This window comes from Streptomyces sp. GQ60 (genome assembly GCF_059758875.1).
The window spans coordinates 150099-171129 of the sequence record NZ_JCAXEG010000003.1 but is presented as its reverse complement, the minus strand read 5'-3'; the positions used below and the strand labels follow the sequence as shown (position 1 = coordinate 171129).

General features: G+C 74.2%; 18 protein-coding genes. 10 read left to right on the top strand and 8 right to left on the bottom strand.

The features are described 5' to 3' along the window. Nucleotides 1-14 precede the first annotated feature (14 nt). The 3 genes from AC6CKD_RS09435 to AC6CKD_RS09425 all read left to right on the top strand — a co-directional run bounded on the left by AC6CKD_RS09435 (nt 15) and on the right by AC6CKD_RS09425 (nt 5894). Nucleotides 15-1310, top strand: coding sequence for a helix-turn-helix domain-containing protein (locus AC6CKD_RS09435; RefSeq protein ID WP_498326480.1), 1296 nt, complete (start codon nt 15-17; stop codon nt 1308-1310). A 502-nt stretch (nt 1311-1812) separates the two neighbouring features. Further along, nucleotides 1813-4689 (top strand): SCO1167/SCO6262 family helicase, encoded by a 2877-nt coding sequence (locus AC6CKD_RS09430; protein ID WP_498326479.1) that lies wholly within the window; start codon nt 1813-1815, stop codon nt 4687-4689. Then, nucleotides 4686-5894: an SWIM zinc finger family protein gene (locus AC6CKD_RS09425; RefSeq protein ID WP_498326478.1), complete on the top strand. Its 1209-nt coding sequence runs from the start codon at nt 4686-4688 to the stop codon at nt 5892-5894. Before AC6CKD_RS09430 ends, AC6CKD_RS09425 begins: the two co-directional genes overlap by 4 nt. Here the strand turns inward: AC6CKD_RS09425 and AC6CKD_RS09420 are convergent. Continuing rightward, nucleotides 5875-6420, bottom strand: coding sequence for a hypothetical protein (locus tag AC6CKD_RS09420; protein ID WP_498326477.1), 546 nt, complete (start codon nt 6418-6420; stop codon nt 5875-5877). The two genes, AC6CKD_RS09425 and AC6CKD_RS09420, sit on opposite strands and share 20 nt — an antisense overlap. A 163-nt stretch (nt 6421-6583) precedes the next feature. On the opposite strand from AC6CKD_RS09420, the gene AC6CKD_RS09415 reads away from it, so the two are divergent. After that, the gene (locus tag AC6CKD_RS09415) at nt 6584-7285 is read left to right on the top strand and encodes a chaplin (protein WP_498326475.1); all 702 of its coding nucleotides are present in this window, start codon (nt 6584-6586) and stop codon (nt 7283-7285) included. On the opposite strand, the gene AC6CKD_RS09410 is transcribed toward AC6CKD_RS09415, so the two are convergent. Next, nucleotides 7278-7952, bottom strand: coding sequence for a DUF2293 domain-containing protein (locus AC6CKD_RS09410; RefSeq protein ID WP_498326474.1), 675 nt, complete (start codon nt 7950-7952; stop codon nt 7278-7280). The two genes, AC6CKD_RS09415 and AC6CKD_RS09410, sit on opposite strands and share 8 nt — an antisense overlap. Nucleotides 7953-8092: 140 nt before the next feature. On the opposite strand from AC6CKD_RS09410, the gene AC6CKD_RS09405 reads away from it, so the two are divergent. Next, complete coding sequence (locus AC6CKD_RS09405) at nt 8093-8482, top strand: cupin domain-containing protein (protein ID WP_498326473.1); 390 nt, start codon at nt 8093-8095, stop codon at nt 8480-8482. A gap of 58 nt (nt 8483-8540) precedes the next feature. Here the strand turns inward: AC6CKD_RS09405 and AC6CKD_RS09400 are convergent, their stop codons facing one another. After that, a complete protein-coding gene (locus AC6CKD_RS09400; protein WP_498326472.1) occupies nt 8541-9986 on the bottom strand; it encodes a WGR domain-containing protein in 1446 nt (481 codons plus the stop codon). A gap of 92 nt (nt 9987-10078) precedes the next feature. On the opposite strand from AC6CKD_RS09400, the gene AC6CKD_RS09395 reads away from it, so the two are divergent. Further along, on the top strand, nt 10079-10777 hold the full coding sequence (locus AC6CKD_RS09395; RefSeq protein WP_498326470.1) for a nucleoside/nucleotide kinase family protein: 699 nt from the start codon (nt 10079-10081) through the stop codon (nt 10775-10777). Between the two features lie 188 nt (nt 10778-10965). Beyond that, nucleotides 10966-11607 carry a hypothetical protein gene (locus AC6CKD_RS09390; RefSeq protein ID WP_498326469.1) on the top strand — a complete coding sequence of 214 codons (642 nt, stop codon included), beginning with the start codon at nt 10966-10968 and terminating at the stop codon, nt 11605-11607. 9 nt (nt 11608-11616) lie between these two features. On the opposite strand, the gene AC6CKD_RS09385 is transcribed toward AC6CKD_RS09390, so the two are convergent. Continuing rightward, nucleotides 11617-12546 (bottom strand): carbohydrate kinase family protein, encoded by a 930-nt coding sequence (locus tag AC6CKD_RS09385; RefSeq protein ID WP_498326467.1) that lies wholly within the window; start codon nt 12544-12546, stop codon nt 11617-11619. Continuing rightward, the gene (locus tag AC6CKD_RS09380) at nt 12543-13499 is read right to left on the bottom strand and encodes a pseudouridine-5'-phosphate glycosidase (protein ID WP_498326465.1); all 957 of its coding nucleotides are present in this window, start codon (nt 13497-13499) and stop codon (nt 12543-12545) included. Before AC6CKD_RS09380 ends, AC6CKD_RS09385 begins: the two co-directional genes overlap by 4 nt. Before the next feature lie 1097 nt (nt 13500-14596). Between AC6CKD_RS09380 and AC6CKD_RS09375 the strand changes: the two genes are divergently transcribed. Beyond that, nucleotides 14597-14986 carry a cupin domain-containing protein gene (locus AC6CKD_RS09375; RefSeq protein WP_327252156.1) on the top strand — a complete coding sequence of 130 codons (390 nt, stop codon included), beginning with the start codon at nt 14597-14599 and terminating at the stop codon, nt 14984-14986. On the opposite strand, the gene AC6CKD_RS09370 is transcribed toward AC6CKD_RS09375, so the two are convergent. The 3 genes from AC6CKD_RS09370 to AC6CKD_RS09360 all read right to left on the bottom strand — a co-directional run bounded on the left by AC6CKD_RS09370 (nt 14980) and on the right by AC6CKD_RS09360 (nt 17941). Then, on the bottom strand, nt 14980-16281 hold the full coding sequence (locus AC6CKD_RS09370; protein WP_498326939.1) for an MFS transporter: 1302 nt from the start codon (nt 16279-16281) through the stop codon (nt 14980-14982). The two genes, AC6CKD_RS09375 and AC6CKD_RS09370, sit on opposite strands and share 7 nt — an antisense overlap. Before the next feature lie 145 nt (nt 16282-16426). Next, a complete protein-coding gene (locus tag AC6CKD_RS09365) occupies nt 16427-16987 on the bottom strand; it encodes a methylated-DNA--[protein]-cysteine S-methyltransferase (protein ID WP_498326463.1) in 561 nt (186 codons plus the stop codon). Between the two features lie 69 nt (nt 16988-17056). Further along, the gene (locus AC6CKD_RS09360) at nt 17057-17941 is read right to left on the bottom strand and encodes a glycerophosphodiester phosphodiesterase (protein WP_498326462.1); all 885 of its coding nucleotides are present in this window, start codon (nt 17939-17941) and stop codon (nt 17057-17059) included. A 243-nt stretch (nt 17942-18184) separates the two neighbouring features. On the opposite strand from AC6CKD_RS09360, the gene uvrB reads away from it, so the two are divergent. Beyond that, nucleotides 18185-20344, top strand: a complete 2160-nt coding sequence (gene uvrB / locus AC6CKD_RS09355) for an excinuclease ABC subunit UvrB (protein ID WP_498326461.1) — start codon at nt 18185-18187, stop codon at nt 20342-20344. An 86-nt stretch (nt 20345-20430) separates the two neighbouring features. Beyond that, entirely contained in the window at nt 20431-21009 is a 579-nt protein-coding gene (locus tag AC6CKD_RS09350; protein ID WP_478684686.1) for a TerD family protein, read from the top strand. The last annotated feature ends 22 nt before the right edge of the window (nt 21010-21031 follow it).

Below are 21031 nucleotides of genomic sequence, written 5' to 3'. Positions count from 1 at the left end.
GGAACATCCTTGGCATGGAACGGAACTCCGGGACGGGGAGATCGGCCGAGGCGCAGGCGTTCGCGCGGTCGATGAGGGAATTGAAGGAGCGGAGCGGGCGGAGCTACGGGGCCCTCGCACGCACGCTCCACACGAGTACGTCGACCCTGCACCGCTACTGCAGTGGTGAGGCGCTGCCTGCGGAGTTCGCGGTGGTGGACCGCTTCGCACGGGCCTGCGGGGCGAAGCCGGCGGAGGCGGTGGAACTGCACCGGGCCTGGCTGCTGGCGGACGCGCGGCGGCGGGCGGTCGCGGTGGTGGAGGCGTCGCCCGGAGATGAGGGCGGCGGGGCGGATCCGGAGACCGACCCGGAGGCGGCGTCAGCGGACCCCGATGTTCCGGGGGCGCCCGTGCCGCGCCGGTCCGGGCGCCGGCTGCTGCTGGCCGGGGTGGCGGTCGCGGCGGTCGTGGTCCTCGCGGTGGGCGTCAGGTGGCTTCCGGGGACGGGGCCGGACCACCGGGCGCCCCGAGCCGCACCGACGGCGCCGGTGACGGCCACGGGTACGGCCGGGGCCACGGGGACGGCAGCGACGTCCGGGCCGACGGCGTCGGCGACCGGGCCGGGGCCGACGGCGACCGGGCCGGTGGCCGGAGCTTCGACGGGAGCGACGGGAGCATCCACCGGGCCCGCGGCGACGGGTGGCCCCTCGCCGGCCTCCCCGCCCCTGCGTGCGGCCGTGCGGTCGCACGTGTGGGCGGCGGCCTGCGACCACGCGTACCTGGCCGAGCCGGCGCCCTCGGCGGTGCCGCCGCCCCCGGTGGAGGCCGACGCGCCCGCGTGGGCGGCGGGGCGGAAGGCCGTTCACGCGGGGACGCAGATCGTGGAGGTCACCCTGCTGGGCACGGGTCCGGACGCCGTGGTCCTGGAGGACTTGGAGGTACGGGTGGCCGGGCGGCGGTCCCCACTGCCGTGGAACGTCTACCAGATGTCGCAGGGCTGCGGTGGAGGCCTCACCCCGGCCGGATTCGCGGTCAACCTGGACGCCCCGCGCCCGCTGGCCCGGCCGGTGGCCGGCAACAACGAGGGGGAGGCGATCAAGGCCCCCGCCTTCCCGCTCCGGGTCTCGGCCGCCGAACCGGCCGTCCTGCGGGTGGTGGCGAGCAGCACCGGATGCGACTGCGACTGGTACCTGGACCTCCGCTGGAGCGGCCCGACCGGTTCCGGCACCCTCCGCCTCGACGAGGCCGGCCGGCCCTGGCGCATCTCCGCCGTCTCCCCGGACCGTCCGGTCTACGGGTACGCCCACGAGCGCGGCCACTGGGGCCGCTGAACCGCTGCGCTACCGGGTCGCCGGGTCGCTGCGTTGCCGGGGCGGCCGGGGCGGCCGGGGCGGCCGGGCGGCCGGGGCGCCGGATCGCTGGGCTGCCGGTCGCCCGGCTTCCCCCCTCCCGGGCTTCCCCGGCGGACCGTCTCCCTGCCGGCCCGCGGGGCGGGCGGATTGCAGGGCCGCCGGGCCGCCGGGGCGCCGGATCGCTGGGCCATTGAGCTGCCGGTCGCCGGGCCGCTGTGCTGCCTGGCCGCGGGGCAGCCGGATCGCTGGCCCGCGGGGTGGCCGCGGCGCCTGGTCGTCGGTTTGCCGGGCCGTCGGGTTTCCGATTTCAAGACCTCTGGATCTCCGAGAAACATGCAGCTCAGCAGCATTGTCAGTGCCCCCGCCTAGACTCGACGGCAGAGGGGATCCGGCTGACCGCGAAGGTGACGACGGAGACCGCCGGCCGCCGCCGACGACCGGGAAGCCGCAGGGATCGCGGAGAGCGCGCGAGGGGGACACGATGGCCACGCCGACGACGCGGCACGCACCGGGGCAGTCGGACGCGTCCGCCTCCGCCCTGCCGCGGCACGCGGCCGTGTTCCTGCCCGCCGCCGTGCCCCGCGAGAGCCGCATCGCGTTCTGGGCCCCCGACGGGGACCCCCTGCCCGCCGAGGGCGCCCCGGCCACGCTCCAGGTGGTCCGCGCCCATGGCGAGGGCGTTCGTACCCGCACCGTGCCCGCCGTCACGCTGACGGTCACCGCCGCCCTGCCCGTGCTCGTCCGCGCGGTCCGCAGACCCGTCACGCATCCCGCGACCCGCGCCTGGGGGACCGCCGCCGTCCAGGCGCTCTCCCTCGTCGCACGGGGCCGTCTGCTGCCCGGGGTGACCCCCGACGGCATCGACGCCTGGCGGGCCGGGCCGCTGGACGCCGAGGACATCGCGCACCTGCGCGCGGTCGCCGCCGCCCTGCCCCACGAGGGGTACGCCACCCCGCTCGCCGGCCGCCGCCCGCTCCACCTGCCCGAACCGGAGGCGCTGGTCAGGGCGTTCCTCGACGCCGTCGCCGACAGCCTGCCCCGGACCCCCGCGGCGCCCTTCGCCGCGGGCCGGCCGTTCGCGGCCCGCGAGCCGCAGCAGGTTCCGGGGATACGGGACTGGGCCGCACAGGTCGCCTCCGGCGCGGACACCGGAGTCGGGATCTCCCTCCGCCTCGACCTGTCCTCCTTCCGCCTCTTCGACGAGGCCGAGAGCGGGACCGACCCGGAGGAGGACGTGCGCCGCGCCGGGGCCGCGGTCGTCCAGGTGCACAGCCTCGCCGACCCGACCCTGGTCACCGACGCCGCGATGCTCTGGGCGGGCGCCGCCGCGGCCGGTTTCGGACCCCGCGCGCGCATCGACGCCGTCCTCGCGCTGCGCCGGGCGGCCCGGGTCTGGCCGCCGCTGCTGCGGCTCCTGGACCAGCCGGTCCCCGATGTCCTGGCCCTCTCGGACCCCGAGCTCGAAGACCTGCTGGGCCGGGCCGCGACCCGGCTGGCGGAGGCCGGAGTCGCGGTCCACTGGCCGCGCGAGCTGGCTCGTACCCTGTCCGCGACCGCCGTCGTACGGTCCACCGCGCCCGGTTCCGCCACCGACGGCACCTCGTTCTTCGAAGCCGAGCACCTCTTCGCCTTCTCCTGGGAGCTGGCGCTCGGCGGGGACCGGCTCACCCCGGGGGAGATGGACGCGCTCGCGCAGGCCCACCGGCCCGTGGTGCGGCTGCGCGACCAGTGGGTGCGGGTCGATCCGGAGCTGGTGCGCAAGGCGCGCAAGCGGGAGCTGGGCCTGCTGGATCCGGTCGACGCGCTGGCCGCCGTGCTGACGGGGACCGCCGAGGTGGAGGGCGAGCCCGTGGCGGCGGTGCCCGTGGGCGCGCTGGCCGCCCTGCGGGACCGGCTGACCGGGGAGCTGTCTCCGCTGCCCCAGCCGGCCGGGCTCAAGGCCACCCTGCGCGACTACCAGGCGCGTGGTCTGGCCTGGCTGGACCTGATGACCTCGCTCGGGCTGGGCGGCTGCCTCGCCGACGACATGGGTCTGGGGAAGACCGTCACGCTGATCGCGCTCCACCTGCACCGCGACCGTCCCGAGCCGACGCTGGTGGTCTGCCCGGCCTCGCTGCTGGGCAACTGGCAGCGGGAGATCGAGAGGTTCGCCCCCGGCACGCCGGTGCGCCGCTTCCACGGCGCCGGCCGCAGCCTCGAAGGGCTGGCCGACCAACCCGCCGGGGGATTCGTCCTCACCACGTACGGAACCATGCGCGCGGGAGCGGCCCGGCTGGCCGAACAGCCCTGGGGCATGGTCGTCGCGGACGAGGCCCAGCACGTCAAGAATCCGCACTCGGCGACCGCGAAGGCGCTGCGTACGATCCCGGCGCCCGCGCGGGTGGCGCTGACCGGCACCCCGGTGGAGAACAACCTCTCCGAGCTGTGGGCGCTCCTCGACTGGACCACGCCCGGACTGCTCGGCCCGCTCACCGCGTTCCGGGCCCGGCACGCCCGGCCGGTGGAGCACCAGACGGAGGAGGACGGGGGCAACGAGGCGGCGGTCGCCCGACTGGCGGCGCTGGTCCGGCCGTTCCTGCTGCGGCGCAAGAAGTCCGATCCCGGGATCGCCCCCGAGCTGCCGCCGAAGACGGAGACCGACCACCCCGTGTCCCTCACCCGCGAGCAGGCCTCCCTCTACCAGGCTGCGGTCGACGAGGCGATGGCGGTGATCGGCGCGAGCGAGGGCATCGAGCGACGCGGCATGATCATGAAGCTGCTGGCCTCGCTCAAGCAGATCTGCAACCACCCCGCGCAGTATTTGAAGGAGGACGAGCCGCGGATCACGCACCGTTCCGGGAAGCTCGCGCTCCTCGACGAGCTGCTCGACACGATCCTCGCCGAGGGCGGTTCGGTGCTGGTCTTCACGCAGTACGTGACGATGGCCCGGATCATCGAGCGCCATCTCACGGCCCGGGGCATCTCCCACCAACTGCTGCACGGGGGCACGCCCGTTCCGCGTCGCGAGGAGCTCGTGGACCGCTTCCAGGCGGGCGAGGTCCCGGTGTTCCTGCTCTCCCTCAAAGCGGCGGGCACCGGCCTCAACCTCACCCGGGCCGGCCACGTCATCCACTACGACCGGTGGTGGAACCCGGCCGTCGAGGAACAGGCCACCGACCGCGCCTACCGCATCGGCCAGACCCAGCCCGTCCAGGTCCACCGCATCATCGCCGAAGGCACCGTCGAGGACCGGATCGCCGAAATGCTGGAGGCGAAGCGGGCGCTGGCCGACGCCGTGCTGGGCTCCGGCGAGACGGCGCTGACCGAGCTCACCGACCGCGAGCTGGCCGACCTCGTCTCCCTGCGCAGGCCCGCGTGATCACCGCGCGCGACGACCGCCGCCGCACCTTCGACACCGTGCCGCCCGGGCTGGAGGCCGTCAGCTGGTGGGGCCGGGCCTGGGTGTCCGCCCTGGAGGCGGTGGCCCGCGACGGAGCACGCCTGACCCGGGGGCGGACGTACGCCGCCGAGGGGCACGTCGATGCCGTCACCGTCACCCCGGGCCGGATCGTGGCCTACGTACGGGGCAGCCGGCCGCGGCCGTACCGCACCGAGCTGTCCCTGCCCGCCTTCTCGGACACCGAGTGGAGCGAGCTGCTGGAGTCGGTGGTGGCCGATCCGACGGCGCTCGCCGCGCTGCTGGAGCGGGAGGTCCCGGAGTCCCTCTCCGAGTCGGTCCTGCCCGGGGCGGGAGAGCTCGTGCCGCGCTGCTCCTGCCCGGACGTCGCGCGCCCGCCCTGCAAGCACGCCGCGGCCCTGTGCTATCGCGCGGCCCGGCTCCTGGACGCCGACCCGTTCGTCCTGCTCCTGCTGCGCGGCCGCGGTGAGCGGGAGCTGCTGGAGGAGCTCACCCGCCGCAACGCCGCCCACGCCGCGCGCGAACAACCCGATGAGACACCGGACTTCCCCGGCGTACCGGCCCGCGGCGCGCTCGCCCGCACCGTCCTGCCGCCGCTGCCCGCTCCGCTGGCGGCGCCGTCCGCCGCCGGGCTGCCGCCCGCGTATCCGGCCGACCCGGCGGCCCCGGACCCGCTCGCCCTGGACCAGCTCGCCGGGGACGCGGCCGCCCGCGCCCTGGCTCTGCTGCGCACCGGCGAGGATCCGATGGCCGGGCTGAGCCGCTGGCAGGACGCCGTCCGGCTGGCCTCGGCCCACCCCACGGCCGGGCTCACCGGCGCCGCCCGCGCGCTCTACCGCGAGCTGGCCCGCGCCACGGGGCGCAGCACCACCGACCTGGCCCGGGGGGCGGCCGCCTGGCGGCAGGGCGGTCTGCCCGCCCTGCTCGCCCTCGAAGAGCCCTGGGATCCGCCCGCCGGCCCCTTCGACCGGGCCCGTCCGGCGCTCATCGCCGCCGCCCAGGGCTCGTTCCGCCCCGACCGCAACCGGCTCACGGGCACCTCCCGCCAGCTCAGGCTCGGTCGTGACGGCCTCTGGTACTCCTACGAGAACCGGCTGGGCGACGACGACTGGTGGCCCACGGGCCGCCACCCCTCCCCGGACCCGGTCACGGCGCTGCTGGGCTGAGTCCGGCCGCCCAGCGGCCGAGGGTGGTGAAGTCCTGCGGGCGCAGCCCGTGGCGGGGGTGGATGCGCAGGAGCAGGGCCGGGGCCGGGTAGTGAGCGGCGACCCAGGCGCGGTCCCGGGGCGTGATCATGTCGTCGACCCAGGCGAAGGGGCGGCCGGCCGCCCATTCCAGGAGGGGGCGGGTCTTCCAGAAGAGGCCGTCGGGGTCACGGATGAAGGGTTCCGGCCATTCGATGACAGGAAGATCAGCGGGTAGTCCGATGTGCGGGGAGATCAGCGTGTTGGCCTCGTGCGTCCAGGCGGTGGCCCAGGCGAGTTCGTAGGGCAGGGCCAGCAGCCGGGCGCCGTGGGCCGGGTGCAGGCGCACCCGCAGGCCGCGCCTGGAACTGCGGGATTCCGGTGCGCGGTAGGACAGCCAGATGCTCGGACGCATGCGGTGGCTGGTGTATCCGCGGAGACCTGCGAGGCGGGACCGGAACGGGTTGAGGGGGCCGTCCACGTCGAGGAGGAGCAGCGGGCGAGTCATGAAGTAGGGATTACCCAGTACACGATGGAGTGAAATGCCTACCGGCGCTATAACCCGAATGGGGTTACGGCGTTGTTTCCGGTACGGGTGCACGGCCCGTGGACCCTTCCGGAAGGCAGGAAAACTGATGCGTCACAGTCGTCGGAATGGCTTGATCGCGGCGGTGGTTGCGGGGGGTGGACTCGCGGTCGCGGGTGCGGGCGGCTTCGCCCACGCCGACGCGGAGGCGGGCGGACAGGCCGTGCGTTCGCCGGGGGTGCTGTCGGGGAATCTGCTGCAACTGCCGGTGCACGCCCCGGTGAACGTGTGCGGGAACACCGTGAGCGTGGTCGGCGTGCTCAACCCGGCAACCGGGAACCGGTGCGTCAACGCGGACCAGGGCGGCGGGAGGCCGGGCGGGCCGGGTCATCCCGGGCCGCGGCCGTCCGACCCCTCGCACCCCTCGAAACCCGGCGCCGGAAACGGTGCGGGGAACGGCGGGGGGAGCGGCCGCGACGGAGACGGCGGGCACGGCCGCGGTGCGGTGGCCGATGGGCGCGGAAAGGATTCTCCCGGGCTGCTGTCCGGCAACGGGCTCCAGCTCCCCGTCCAGGTGCCGGTCAACATCAGCGGCAACTCGGTGAGCGTCGTCGGCGTCGGCAACCCCTCCGTGGGCAACACCTCCGTCAACGGGCCGACCCCGGTCGTCGGCGAGCCCGTCCAGCCGCCCGTCACCGTGCGGCCGGTCACCCCGCCGGCCCCGCCGCGCAACCACCCCTCGGCGCTCGCCCACACCGGGGCCGAAGGCGCCGGCTACCTGCTGTCCGGCGGCGGCGCCCTGCTGCTCGGCGGAGTGCTGCTCTACCGCCGCTTCCGGCTCAACTAGCCCGGGCGGACGCCTCGGAGGCCGACCGCCAGCCGTCCAGGATCGCGTCGATCCGCGGCGCCAGCCGGGCCCGGGCCGCGAACCGGGGCACGCCCCCCATGAGCAGGGCGTCGTACTCGGTGTCGAGGTGCCGCACGGCCGCCCGTACCGCCGCGTACACGGCCGGCGGGTCGAGGGCCCGGCCGGCCGCGCTGCGGCCCACCCGGCCGCTGCCGCGCACCGAGGCGTGCGCGGCGATGGCCCGGGCCCGGTCGGTGGGGCATCCGGGGAACAGCCGCAGGATCTCGGCGGCGAAGGCCGCCGTGAACCGGGTGTCCTCGGCGGCCCGGCGCAGCCGGTCGCGCTCCCGGCGACGGGCCCGCGCCTCGGCGTCCGCGAGGCAGGCGCGCTCGGCGCCGGCCAGGGCGGCGTCCTCGACGAGGATCCCCAGGCGCTCGTAACGCCGGCGGCGCCGGTGGAAGCGGACGACGACGGCGGACAGCGAACTGGCCTCGTGGGCCCGCCGGGTGAGGGCCGTGTCCCCGCGCGGCAGGTAGACGAGGTGTCCGAGGTCGGCGCAGTCCAGGCAGCGGGGCACGCCGGCCTCGCGGACGAGGCGGCGCAGCGGTCCCTGCCTGCACTCCGCGCAGTGGATCTGCTTCGTCGACTCGAAAACGACCAGGCTCATGACGAAGTGATACCGCCGTTCCGGCCGTATATCACATTGTAAGTATGGGTAGTTGCGGTTTCACAGAGTCTTCCCTGACCTCATGGTGTCCTCCTAACGTGAGCCGAGTGGGCCGAGGCTGGTCCATGGAGGAGGGAAACATGGCGGGACGGCAGGCGACGGCGGGGCGCCCGAGGGCTGCGGGCCGGCGCCCGAAGGCGGAGGTGGCCTCCGACCTCGTGGTGAGAGAGGTCGCGATAGAACCGGGCGGCTGCACCGGCTGGCACTACCATCGCGTCGCGCTGATGGCGGTGGTCAAGTCCGGCACCCTGACCCGGATCCTGCGCGACGGCACGGTCGAGGTCCATCACACCGGCACGAGCTTCGTCGAGCCCGCCGGCCGCCGCCACGTCCACCTCGGCCGCAACCTCGGCGCCGAGCCGGTCGTGCTCTGCGTGACCGCCGCCCTCGCCGAGGGCGACCCCTTCGCGCTGCCCGCCGCGGCCCCGCCCGGGGCCACTCCGTGTGCGTGCCCCGCGCGGACGCGGTGACCCCGGCTCCCGTGATCCCGGCTCCCGTGATCCCGGCTCCCGTGACCCCGGCCACCGATCAGACGAGTCGGCGGATCTCCCCGCGCACGCGGTAGAAGCCTCCGGCCGCCGGATGCAGGCCGTCCACCACGTACCGGGCGCCGGGCTCCCGTATCCCGCGCGGGAACTGCACGTTCCAGGAGGGCTCGAACCCGCCCGACACCACCTGGACGCGCATCCGCTGGCCCTGCTGCACGCACTCCACGACCACACCGCCCGCGGGCAGCGAGGCCACCGACACCGTCGCCACGGCGGCGGGGGTGGCGGCCGGGGTGAAGACGGGCAGGGCGGCCGCCGACTTCACGTCCACGGCCGTCGGAACCGATCCCTCGCGGGCCGCCGCGATCGCGGCCTCGCTCGCGTCCACGCACACCAGCGAACCGTCCGTGGTGACCAAGTACAGCCGCTCGTCCAGGTACTGCATGGACAGCGCGGCCCCGCTGCCGGTGCCCAGCTTCCACAGCCGCCGCCCGTCGGCGTCGAAGCAGTACACGGACGACGCGAGGTCGCCGGCGAAGACGTGCCGGCCGTCCGGCGAGGTCGCGCACGAATAGACCGCCGCGTCGCACCGGTACGAGGCCTCCAGCGCGCCCGTCGCCTTCGACAGCCGCTCCACCGTGTTGCGACCGGTCCCCGCGTACACCGCGTGGTCCTCCTGCCAGCCGAACAGCACCGACCCGTTGGTCTTCGTGTGCCACAACTGCCCGCCGCCGTCCGGGGCGTAGGCCGTCACCCCCTGGCTGTGGCCGTGGTAGACCGCCCGCTCGTCCGCCCGCACCATCCACGCGTTCTCACCGGCCGAGCGCCGCGACCACTGGAACTCGTCCTCGTGGTCGATGACCGTCAGCCCGCCGCTGCGGTCGGACACGTTCAGCACGCCCTCGCGGATGTCGAGCCAGAAGATGTCCACGTCGGCCGCGATGTCGTACGCCCCGAACGGCACCTTCGAGGACAGGTCGTACACCGTGCCGTCGTCACAGCCCGCGTAGATCCAGAACTCGTCCGCCACCAGGCACTTCACCCCGTCCGGCAGCGAGTACCGGGCCAGCACCTCACCGCTGTGGCTCAGCGTGTAGACGTCTCCGGCCTGGTTGCCGACCCAGCAGCGGTCCTCGTCCACGTGGATCCCGAAGGCGGAGGACCCCGTACGGAAACGCCACAGGACCGGGGCCACCGCGCGGGCGGTGGACGGGGTCGAGGTCACCTGGCGGCGCGTCACCGACCGGGCGGCGCGGACGCCCCGCACCGCTGGGGCGTAGCCCTTGCGGACCTTCTCGCCGACCTTCTTGGCGGCGGCCGCCCGCGCCTTTTCGGCCGTCGGGAAGGAGGAGTTCTGCAGCTGCCCGTCCGCGCCGATGCGCCCGTACCGCACCGAGACGGCGGTGCCGTCGACGGTGACCTCGTAGAACTTGTGGGCACCGCCGTCCTCCTGGGACAGCTCCAGATACGTCGTCTCCCGAGCCATGACAGACCCCTCCCCAAGGCCGGGCCACCGGCCCCCTGTGCGCCGGTGATCCCTCGTGAAAGACGTTAGGGGCGACCACTGACAATGGGCTGGTGCAGCTGGAAGCGATCACCTGGCAGCGGATGGCCGAGCGGCTCGCCGGCCACCTCGAAGACGACGACAACGACAACGCCACAGACAACGGCAACGACGCGGGCGGGAGCGAGGGCCGCCCGGCGGGCGGATGGCGGCGGGTCGGCATCGACGGGGCGCCCGCCGCCCGCACCGGCGTGCTGGCGGCGGAGCTCGCCGACGCGCTGCGCCTGCGCGGGCGTTCGGCCCTGGTCGTGGCGGCCGAGGGCTTCCTGCGCCCGGCCTCCCTCCGCTTCGAGTTCGGCCGCGAGGACGTGGACTCCTACCTCGACGGCTGGTACGACACGGCGGCGCTGTGGCGGGAGGTCTTCGGCCCGACCGACCCCGGCGGCACCGGCCGGGTGCTGCACGACCTCTGGGACCCGGTCACCGACCGGGCCACCCGCAGCCCCTACGCCGAACTCCCGGCCGGCGGCGTGCTCATCGTGCACGGCCCGCTGCTGCTGGGCCACTGGTTCCCCTTCGACCTCAGCGTCCACATCGGTCTCTCTCCGGGCGCGCTCGCCCGCCGCACCGAGGAGTCCGCACGCTGGACCCTCCCCGCCTTCGCGCGCTACGAGGCCGAGACCGGCCCGGCGGACCGGGCCGACGCCCTGGTCCGGGCCGATGATCCGCGCCATCCGGCCTGGACGGGCCTGCGCGGAGGGCGCACCGGCTGACGCCGTGGGCAGCCGCGCGGATGCCTGCGCACCCCCGCCCCGTCACGGAGGTCCGGGAACCGCAACAGGGGGATTCCGGCACGGTGACGATCGGTTCCGGCCATCGCTCCGGCCGGAACCGCGCGCTACGTTGACGCCACGCTTCGACGGCGGCCATCGCGGTGGCGCCTTGGCAGAGGGAGAACGCAATGCGTGGACACGGCACGGCGGTCCGGGGCGCGAGACGGTTGCGCGCGCAGGCGGCGCTCGCCGCACTGGCCCTGTGCGGGACCTTGGCCCTCACGGCGTGCAACGGTGACGACGGGACCGGTGCGGCGGGAATCCCCGCGGGTCCCGCCACCAGCCCGGCGGCCACGGGCACCCCCTCGCCGTCGGCCTCGCCCTCCTCGACGCCGTCGGCCGCGCCGAAGAAGCCTTCCCCCACCGCCACTTCGGCCGCCACCCCGGGGGGCACGAAGAAGGCCCCGACACCCGGTTCCACCTGCGACCACAGGATGCCGATCTCGCCCGACGAGATCGCCGTCCACCGCTACACCCCCGAAGGCGGGGTCCACAGCCTGATCATCAAGCACGGCAACTGGGGGTGCGCCGCCCCCGGCGCGGACGCCGCCCCCTTCGTGACCACCGGCAAGGAAACCTTCCTCAACATCGCCGAGGACGCCAAGATCACGGCCGTCACCCCCATCGTCGCGAGCACCGTGAGCCAGCCGATCACGCTCCAGCAGCTCATCGACTGGCTGATCGCCCACCCGAACCAGGGCCGCGTCTTCCGCTACCACCTGGACGGCGCCGGCGTCATCGACTCCCTCGACCAGCAGTACACCTCCTGACCCAGCTCCCTACGGCCTCCCGCCCAGCCGGGTCACCGCCAGCGCGGCCGCCCGGCAGCCGGCCTCCGCGGCCCGGGCCGAGCCCGCTCCGGCCAGCCGGGCCGCGAGGAACGCGCCCGTGAAGGCGTCCCCGGCGCCCGTGGAATCCACCGCCTCGGCGCTCTCCGCCGCGACCTCGGCCGTCACCCGGCCGTCCTCGGCGATGAGCGCCCCGGACCCGCCCCGGGTCACCACCACCAACGGCACGCGCCGGCTCAGCTCCGCCGCCGCCCGCGCGACCCCGGCCGCCCCGGCCGGCCCGCGCGACCCCGCGAGCAGCAGCGCCTCGTCCTCGTTGGGCAGCAGTACGCCGGCCCCCGCCGCGGCCGCCAGGAAGCGCTCCGGACCCAGTGAGGCCAGGAACCCCGCCGACGCCGGATCCACGCTCACCGGTACGCACCGGGCGCGGGCGTCCCGTAGCGCGGCCAGGGCCAGCTCCCGGCTCGCGTCGGCGAAGAACAGGTAGCCCGACAGGTGGAGATGGGCGACCCCGTCCAGCAGCCCGGGCTCCCAGTCGGCGGGGGAGAGACGCAGCGAGGCCCCGCTGTCGGTCAGGAAGGTCCGCTCCGCGTCCTCGCCGACCAGCACGACCACCGTCCCGGTCGGCTCGGCGGGATCGACCACCAGCCTCGGCCGCACCCCCGCGCCGAGCAGCGCCCGCTCGTGCCACCCGGCCGATTCGGCGCCGACCCGCGCGAGGAGGCGCACCTCCGCCGCGCCCGCGCGGGCGGCCCAGCAGGCGGCGTTGGCCCCGGCGCCGCCCGGCAGGGTCCGGATCCGGGCCGGGGTGTCGGTACCCGGAGCCAGTGGCTCGGCGTGCACCGCCACGACATCCGTCACCACGTCCCCGATGACCAGCAGCGCCCCCGGCACGGCGGGAGCGGCCGGCGCCGCGGTCACGGCCGCGCCGCCCAGGCCCGCGCGATGCGGGCCCCGAGGCGGACGTTGCCCCGTACCGCCGCGAGGTTGGCCTCCAGGGAGGCGCCGCCCGTCGCGCGCACCAGGAACCCCAGCAGGAACGGGGTCACCGCCTGCCCCGCGATGCCCCGCTCCCGGCACTCCGCGAGCGCCTCGGCCAGCACCCGGTCGTGCAGCTCCGGATCGAGCTGCCGCTCCCGCGCCACGGGGTTGGCCACGAGCAGCGCCGACTCCGCGCCACCGAGGAGGTCCTGAGCGGCCATCACGGCCGCCACCTCCTCCGGGCGGTGCACCGTCCAGTCCACCGGCTCCCCGGAGTCGGCCAGGTAGAAGCCGGGGAAGCGATCGGTCCCGTACCCGAGGACCGCCACCCCCAGCGTCTCCAGCCGCTGGAGCGTCGCGGGCACGTCCAGGATCGACTTCACCCCCGCGCACACCACGGTGATCCGGGTCCGTGCCAGCAGCGCCAGGTCCGCCGACTCGTCCTGCGAGCGCGTCCAGTCCCGGTGTACGCCGCCCAGCCCGCCGGTGGCGAAGACCCGCAGCCCGGCCCGCGCGGCGAGGAAGGCGGTGGCCGAGACCGTCGTGGCGCCCGTCGCCCCCGTGGCGAGGGCGGGGGCCAGGTCCCGGTGGCCGAGCTTGCGCACGCCTCCGCCGCCCGCGATCCGCTCCAGCCGGGCCTTGTCCAGTCCGGCGTACGCCACCCCGTCGACGACCGCGATGGTCGCCGGAACGGCTCCCTCCGCCCGGACCAGCTCCTCCAGTTCCAGGCCCACCGCCAGATTGCGCGGGCGGGGCAGGCCGTGGGCGAGGATCGTGGACTCCAGCGCCACGACGGGCTGTCCGCGGTCGAGCGCCTCGCGCACTTCTTCCGACAGGACCGGGACCGGGGTCAGGGCCGGGGCCGTGTGCTCAGATGCTGTGTGCTGTGACATGTCCCCATCCCTGGCACGCGATCCGGGACCCCAAACGCCCGGACGCCGCACCGGCGCGAACCCGCCCCGGTAGCGTGCCCGCACGCCCTCGGGACGCACCCGTCTCCCGGGACCCCGGGGCCTTCTACGCCGAACTCGCCGACCGCCACGACCTGCCGCACGCCGACCGGCGAGCGCGCCCGCCCGCCCGGACCGCGCCCGGTCACCGCCTCACCGGCACGGACCCGAGCCCCGGCCGTCCCCGGATGTGCCGCTGCGCGGGGCGAAGTCCGCTCCCCGCCCTTCCACCGTTCCCAGGGCCGGCCCTGACCCGGACCCCGGTCCTCACACGCCGGACGGGCTGGAAGCGGGACCCGGGCCGCGCCCGGACCCCCTGGGGCTCCGCCCCAGACCCCGCGCCTCAAACGCCGGCGAGGCTGAGAACACCCCCGGCGGGGCTGGATTCCGTAGGCCTCGCCTGAAGCCGGTTCACAGCGGGCGCGGAGCGATACCCGGGCTGTACGGGAACTCCTGGCCCCGTGCCGAAGCCCGCACTGCGGCATCTCCAGCCCGTCCGGCGTCCCCGGACTGGGGGGCACACCCGGCCCGTCCGGCGTTTCCGGACTGGGGGGCACACCCGGCCCGTCCGGCGTTTCCGGACCGGGGGCACACCCGGCCCGTCCGGCTTCGCGGACCGGGGGCCCTCTCAGCCTCGCCGGCGTTTGAGGCGCGGGTCCGGGCGGAGCCCGGGGAACGGTGGAAGGGTGGGTAGGGGACTTCGCCCCGCAGGGCCGCCCCACCCGCACCCGCCCACCGGGCCAAACGCCGGGACGGCGGTGGCGAGCACCCCGACGGGCCACCGCCGGACGGAGTCAGGCGCAGCGGCGCGAAGCCGGGGAGGCCCGCCAGGGCCGCGCCGTGCGAGGGGCGCGTCGAAAAGGTGCCCGGCGCAGCGGCGCGAAGCCGGGGAGGCCCGCCAGGGCCGCGCCGTGCGAGGGGCGCGTCGAAAAGGGTGTGCGGCGCGTCGAAAGGGGCGACAGCATGACGGGCGGGGCGGGCGCGCGCTGGACGCTCTGGTCACCCCGGCCGGCCGGACGCCCCGGTTAGGCTCCCGGACCATGAGCACAAGTGATCACCGCGACGCCCCCGCCCCCGCCCCCGCTTCCTTCGCCGTCTCCGTCCCGGACTTTCCCGACTCCGAGCTGGAAGTGGACGAGCTCGACCCCGCCCAGATCGTCTCCGGGAACCCCGTGGTGACGGGCAAGGTGCTGTGGGAGGCGCCGGACGGCTCGCAGGTGCGCGGGATCTGGCAGATCACCCCGGGCGTGGTCACCGACACCGAGGCGAACGAGCTGTTCGTGGTGGTGAGCGGCCGCGCCACCGTCGAGGTGGAAGGCGGCGAGACCCTGGAGGTCGGCCCCGGGTCCGCGTGCGTCCTGCGGGAGGGCGACAAGACCACCTGGACCGTCCACGAGACGCTCCGCAAGGCCTACCACATCAGCTACTGAGCGGTACCCGTGCCGTTGTCCGCGTCCTTCGCCGGGCGGCGTCGCGAGGTGAACAGAGCCAGCGCCGCCATCGGCAGCAGCAGGGCGGCGCCGGCCGCGTTGAGCCAGCCGTAGCCCGCCTGGGACATGACCAGCCCGGCGGCCGCGCCGCCGACCCCGGCGGCCGTGTTCATGGTGAGGTCGCCCAGCCCCTGTACGGCGGCCCGCGCGGGCTGCGGCACCGAGTCGGTCAGCAGCGCCGAGCCGGACACCATGCCGGCGGACCAGCCCAGGCCGAGCAGGAAGAGTCCGGCGGCGCTCTGGGCGTGGTTCCCGTCGGCCGTGCCGGCGAGCAGCGCGGCGACGGACAGCAGCCCGGCGGCGAGCCCGATGACGGACAGCCGGCCGACCCGGTCCGCGAGCCAGCCCATCACGGGCGAGAAGCCGAACATGCCGGCGATGTGCCCGCTGATGACCAGCCCGATGAGCTGGAGCCCGGCTCCGTGGTGCCCGAGGTCGACCGGCGTCATCACCATGATCGAGACCATGGTGGTGTGTGACACCGCGATGGTGACCAGCGCGAGCCGGGCCCGCGGGGAAGCCTTGACGGCCGCGAAGCCGGCGCGCAGCGACCGCCCGGCGCGGGTCTGGTCCGCGGCCGGGGCGAGCGCGCGGGCCGTCAGCAGCGGGTCCGGGCGCAGCAGTACGCCGATCAGCGCGGCGGTGAGCAGGAAGATGGCGCCGGCCCATATGAAGGGCCCCGCCATCGGGGGTATGGAGGTGCCGGCGAAGCTGCGGCTGGCCGGGGCGGAGAGGTTGGGGCCGAGCACCGCGCCGATGGTGGAGGCCCATACGACGACGGAGATCGCCCGTGCCCGGTGGTCGGGCTCGGCGAGGTCGGCGGCGGCGAAGCGGGCCTGCAGGTTGGCGGAGGAGGCTGCTCCGAAGGCGGCCATGCCGAGCATCAGCAGCGGGAAGCTCTTGACCGAGGCGGCGAGGACGACGAGGGCGGCCCCGGCCGCGCCGATCACGTAGGCGAGGACCAGGCCGGGCCTCCGGCCGCGCGCGGTCATCAGCGCGGCGAGCGGCAGGGAGACGGCCGCGGTGCCGATCACGGAGGCGGTCGAAGCGAAGCCGGAGAGCGACTCCGTACCGCTGACCTCGGTGGCCAGGACCGGTGCCAGGGCGATGCTGATGGGCACGCCGATCCCGCCCAGCACCTGGCCGGCGATCAGTACCCCGGAGGTGCGGCGCCGCAGTCGGGGCAGGTCGGCGGCGGTGACCGTGACGACGGGCCGGCCGGTGCCGGGCGAGATGCTCACGCGGTCCACCTCCGACACGGATGCGGAGGAGGTGCGGGCGCGGCGCAAGGAGTGGTCACCGCCGCAGTTTCGCACTCCCCGCCGGGCGGGCGGAACAGGGTTTCCGGGAGCGCGGGGAGCACCGGGAGCACGGCGCGCCCTAGAACAGCGGCTCGGGGAGTACCCCCTCCAGGGCGAGGAGGCGGCGCTTGGTCTCCACGCCGCCGCCGAAGCCGCCGATGCCCCCGTCGTTCTCCACGACGCGGTGGCAGGCCACCACCAGCGGCAGCGGGTTCGAGCCCATCGCGTTGCCCACGGCCTGGGCCGCGCCCGGGGCGCCGGCCCGGGCGGCCAGCTCGCCGTACCCCACGACCGCCCCGTAGGGCACGGAGCGGTCCAGCTCCAGCAGGACCTGCCGGTTGAAGCCGGAGCTGAGCCGCCAGTCCAGCGGCAGCTCGAAGCGGCGCAGCGTACCGGCGAAGTACGCGTCGAGCTGGCGCATCGGCTCGGCCAGCAGGACCTCGTCGCCCGGCGGCGGGCGCCGGGCGTCGGCGCCGAGCCGGGAGACCAGCGCGCCGATCAGCTTCTCGGCCCGGTCCGGTCCGGCATGGAACTCGACCTTGACCAGGCCCTCGGGGGTGGCGGCCAGGAGCAGGGGACCGATATCGCTGTCGACGACGGTCCATTCGAGGTGCGGCCCGCGGGGCTCAGGAGTGTCCACCTCTTCACGGTACGGCGCTCCACCGACAGTGCCGGCAGCGCTGACAGCCCCGACAGCGCCGTGCGCGCGTCAGTAGCCGCCGACCGCTTCCCGTACGACGTCCGGCTTGTCGGTGATGATGCCGTCCACGCCCATGTCCTGGACCTTCCGGGCGGTCGCCGCGTCGTCCACGATCCACGTGTCCACTTCCAGCGCCTTGCCGTGGGCGCCGAGCAGCTTGTGCACCGCGGCGACCCACTCGCCGTCGATGGTGGTGTGCCAGGGGTTGATCCGGTCGGTGAACTCCGCGTACCGCGGCAGGTCGGCGACGGCCGGCGTGCCGAGGAAGGCCGTGACCAGGTCGGGGCGCAGCTCGTGCACGGTGCGGACCGAGTCGGCGCTGAAGCTCTGGACCACCAGCCGGCGGGCCACACGGCTCTCTTCGAGCCAGCCGGTCTCGCCCAGCACGTCCAGGGTCTGCCGCTCGATCCCCGGGTAGAGCTCCGGCTTCTTGATCTCCAGCAGCAGCCGCTGCTGGTTGCGCCGGACCCGGTTCATGTACTCCCGCAGGGTCGGTACGCGGGCCCCCGCGAACTCCGGCCCGAACCAGCTCCCCGCGTCCAGCCCGGCGATCTCCGCAGCGGTGAAGTCCCTCACCCGCCAGGGCTTGCGGTCGGGGAATGCTTGTTCGACATCCGTCGTGCGGGTCAGGGTGTCGTCGTGGATGACCACGAGCTCCCCGTCCCTGGTGCGCTGGACGTCGTTCTCCACCCACTCGAAGCCCATTTCCATGGCGAGGTCGATCGCCTCCAGGGTGTTCTCCGGGGCGTACGCCGAGGCCCCCCGGTGGGCGTACACGATCGGGTTGGACAGCCAGTCCGGACCGGGTGCGGCCGAGGCGGAGCCCGCACCGCACACGGTCAGGGTGAGTCCCAGGAAGGCGGCGGTGGCCGCGGCGGCGGATCGGACGTACATGCACGTTCTCCTCGGGTCATGGGCCCTGCTCCTGCCGTCAAACGGGCGTGGAGCGGCATTCGTTGCGGCCGTGCACGGGCGGCGGTGCGTTTCCGACGCACTTTCAGGGAGAGCCGCGTACGGCGATCATGGGGTCGGTGATCACCGGGCCGCCACCGAACTACGACAAACGGACCAGGCCCGCACGACTCCGCCCGGGGCGGGCGGGCGCCGAGTGTCAGTGGGTGGTCGTACGGTTGACCCATGCGGCCCGTATCGAAGATCGAACGCACGGTGGCGCCTTTCGAGGTCGTCAGCTCCTACACGCCCAGCGGCGACCAGCCCGCGGCCATCGCCGAGCTGGAGAAGCGCATCCGTGCAGGTGAGAAGGATGTCGTGCTGCTCGGCGCGACCGGAACCGGCAAGTCGGCGACGACCGCCTGGATGATCGAGAAGCTTCAGCGGCCCACCCTGGTGATGGCGCCGAACAAGACGCTCGCCGCCCAGCTGGCGAACGAGTTCCGCGAGCTCCTGCCGAACAACGCGGTCGAGTACTTCGTCTCGTACTACGACTACTACCAGCCCGAGGCGTACGTACCGCAGTCGGACACCTACATCGAGAAGGACTCCTCGATCAACGAGGAGGTGGAGCGGCTGCGCCACTCCGCGACCAACTCCCTCCTCACCCGGCGCGACGTCATCGTCGTGGCCTCCGTGTCGTGCATCTACGGTCTCGGCACCCCGCAGGAGTACGTGGACCGGATGGTCCCCCTCAAGGTCGGCGAGGAGATGGACCGGGACCAGCTCCTGCGCCGCTTCGTCGACATCCAGTACACGCGCAACGACGTGGCCTTCACACGGGGCACCTTCCGGGTGCGCGGCGACACCATCGAGATCTTCCCGGTCTACGAGGAACTGGCCGTCCGCATCGAGATGTTCGGCGACGAGATCGAGGCCCTGTCCACCCTGCACCCGCTGACCGGCGAGGTGATCAGCGAGGACCGCGAGCTCTACGTCTTCCCCGCCAGCCACTACGTCGCCGGCCCCGAGCGCATGGAGAAGGCGGTCCGCGGCATCGAGGCCGAGCTCGCCGAGCGCCTCGCCGAGCTGGAGAAGCAGGGCAAGATGCTGGAGGCGCAGCGCCTGCGCATGCGCACCACCTACGACCTGGAGATGATGCGCCAGATCGGCTCCTGCTCCGGCATCGAGAACTACTCGCTGCACATGGACGACCGCGAGCGCGGCTCCGCCCCGAACACGCTCATCGACTACTTCCCCGAGGACTTCCTCCTCGTCATCGACGAGTCGCACGTCACCGTGCCCCAGATCGGCGCGATGTACGAGGGCGACGCCTCCCGCAAGCGGACCCTCGTCGACCACGGCTTCCGGCTCCCGTCGGCCCTCGACAACCGGCCGCTGAAGTGGGAGGAGTTCCAGGAGCGGATCGGCCAGACCGTCTACCTGTCGGCCACTCCGGGGAAGTACGAGCTCTCGCGCGGCGACGGCTTCGTCGAGCAGATCATCCGACCGACCGGTCTCATCGACCCGGAGGTCGTGGTCAAGCCCACCGAGGGCCAGATCGACGACCTGGTGCACGAGATCCGCCAGCGGGTCGAGAAGGACGAGCGGGTCCTGGTCACCACCCTCACCAAGAAGATGGCGGAGGACCTCACCGACTACTTCCTGGAGCTCGGCATCCAGGTCCGCTACCTGCACAGCGACGTGGACACCCTGCGCCGCATCGAGCTGCTGCGCGAACTGCGGGCCGGCGAGTACGACGTCCTGGTCGGCATCAACCTGCTCCGCGAGGGCCTCGACCTGCCCGAGGTGTCGCTGGTGGCCATCCTCGACGCCGACAAGCAGGGCTTCCTGCGGTCGGGGACCTCGCTGATCCAGACCATCGGACGCGCGGCGCGCAACGTCTCCGGCCAGGTCCACATGTACGCGGACAGCATCACCCCGGCGATGGCCCAGGCGATCGACGAGACGAACCGGCGGCGCGAGAAGCAGGTCGCCTACAACACGGCCCACGGGATCGACCCGCAGCCGCTGCGCAAGAAGATCAACGACATCGTGGCCACGATCGCCCGCGAGGAGCTCGACACCGAGGAGCTCCTCGGCACCGGCTACCGGCAGACGAAGGACGGCAAGGCCCTCAAGGCGCCCGTCCCGGCGCTGGGCGGCAAGGCGGCGCAGGCCGCGGCGGGCGGAAAGGCCGGGGCCAGGGGGGCCAAGGGAGCGAAGGGCCCCGTGGTGGCGACCGACCGCCCGGCCGCCGAACTGGCCGCACTCATCGAGCAGATGACCGAGCGGATGCGGGGCGCGGCCGCCGAGCTGCAGTTCGAGGTCGCGGCCCGGATCCGGGACGAGGTCGGCGAGCTGAAGAAGGAGCTACGGCAGATGAAGGAAGCGGGCCTCGCCTGACCCGGAGGCGGTCAGTAGGGTTGGCACAGCCGCAGGTACACGCTGCGCACCCCCATCGGGGGCGGGCTATGGAGAGGGGACAGCGCGTGACGGTCAACATGACCAAGGGTCAGGCCATCAATCTGCAGAAGGCGGACGGAGGCACGCTGACCGCGGTCCGTATGGGCCTCGGCTGGCAGGCGGCCAAGCGCCGGGGGCTGTTCGGCTCGCGGACCCGGGAGATCGACCTCGACGCGTCGGCGGTGCTCTTCGCCGACAAGCAGCCCGTGGACGTCGTCTTCTTCCGGCACCTGCAGAGCGACGACGGCTCGGTCAAGCACACCGGTGACAACCTCGTCGGCGGCGTCGGCCAGGGCGGGGACGACGAGTCGATCCTCGTCGACCTGCAGCGCGTGCCGGTGCACATCGACCAGATCGTCTTCACGGTGAACTCTTTCACCGGCCAGACGTTCCAGGAGGTGGAGAACGCCTTCTGCCGCATCGTCGATGAGACCAACGGCCAGGAGCTGGCCCGCTACACACTGGACGGTGGCGGCCAGTACACCGCTCAGATCATGGCGAAGGTGTCGCGCCTCGGCAGCGGCTGGCAGATGACGGCCCTCGGAAACCCGGCCAACGGCCGCACCTTCCAGGACCTGATGCCGGCGATCCTGCCGCACCTGTAAGCAGGACCGGCAGCACGGCAGC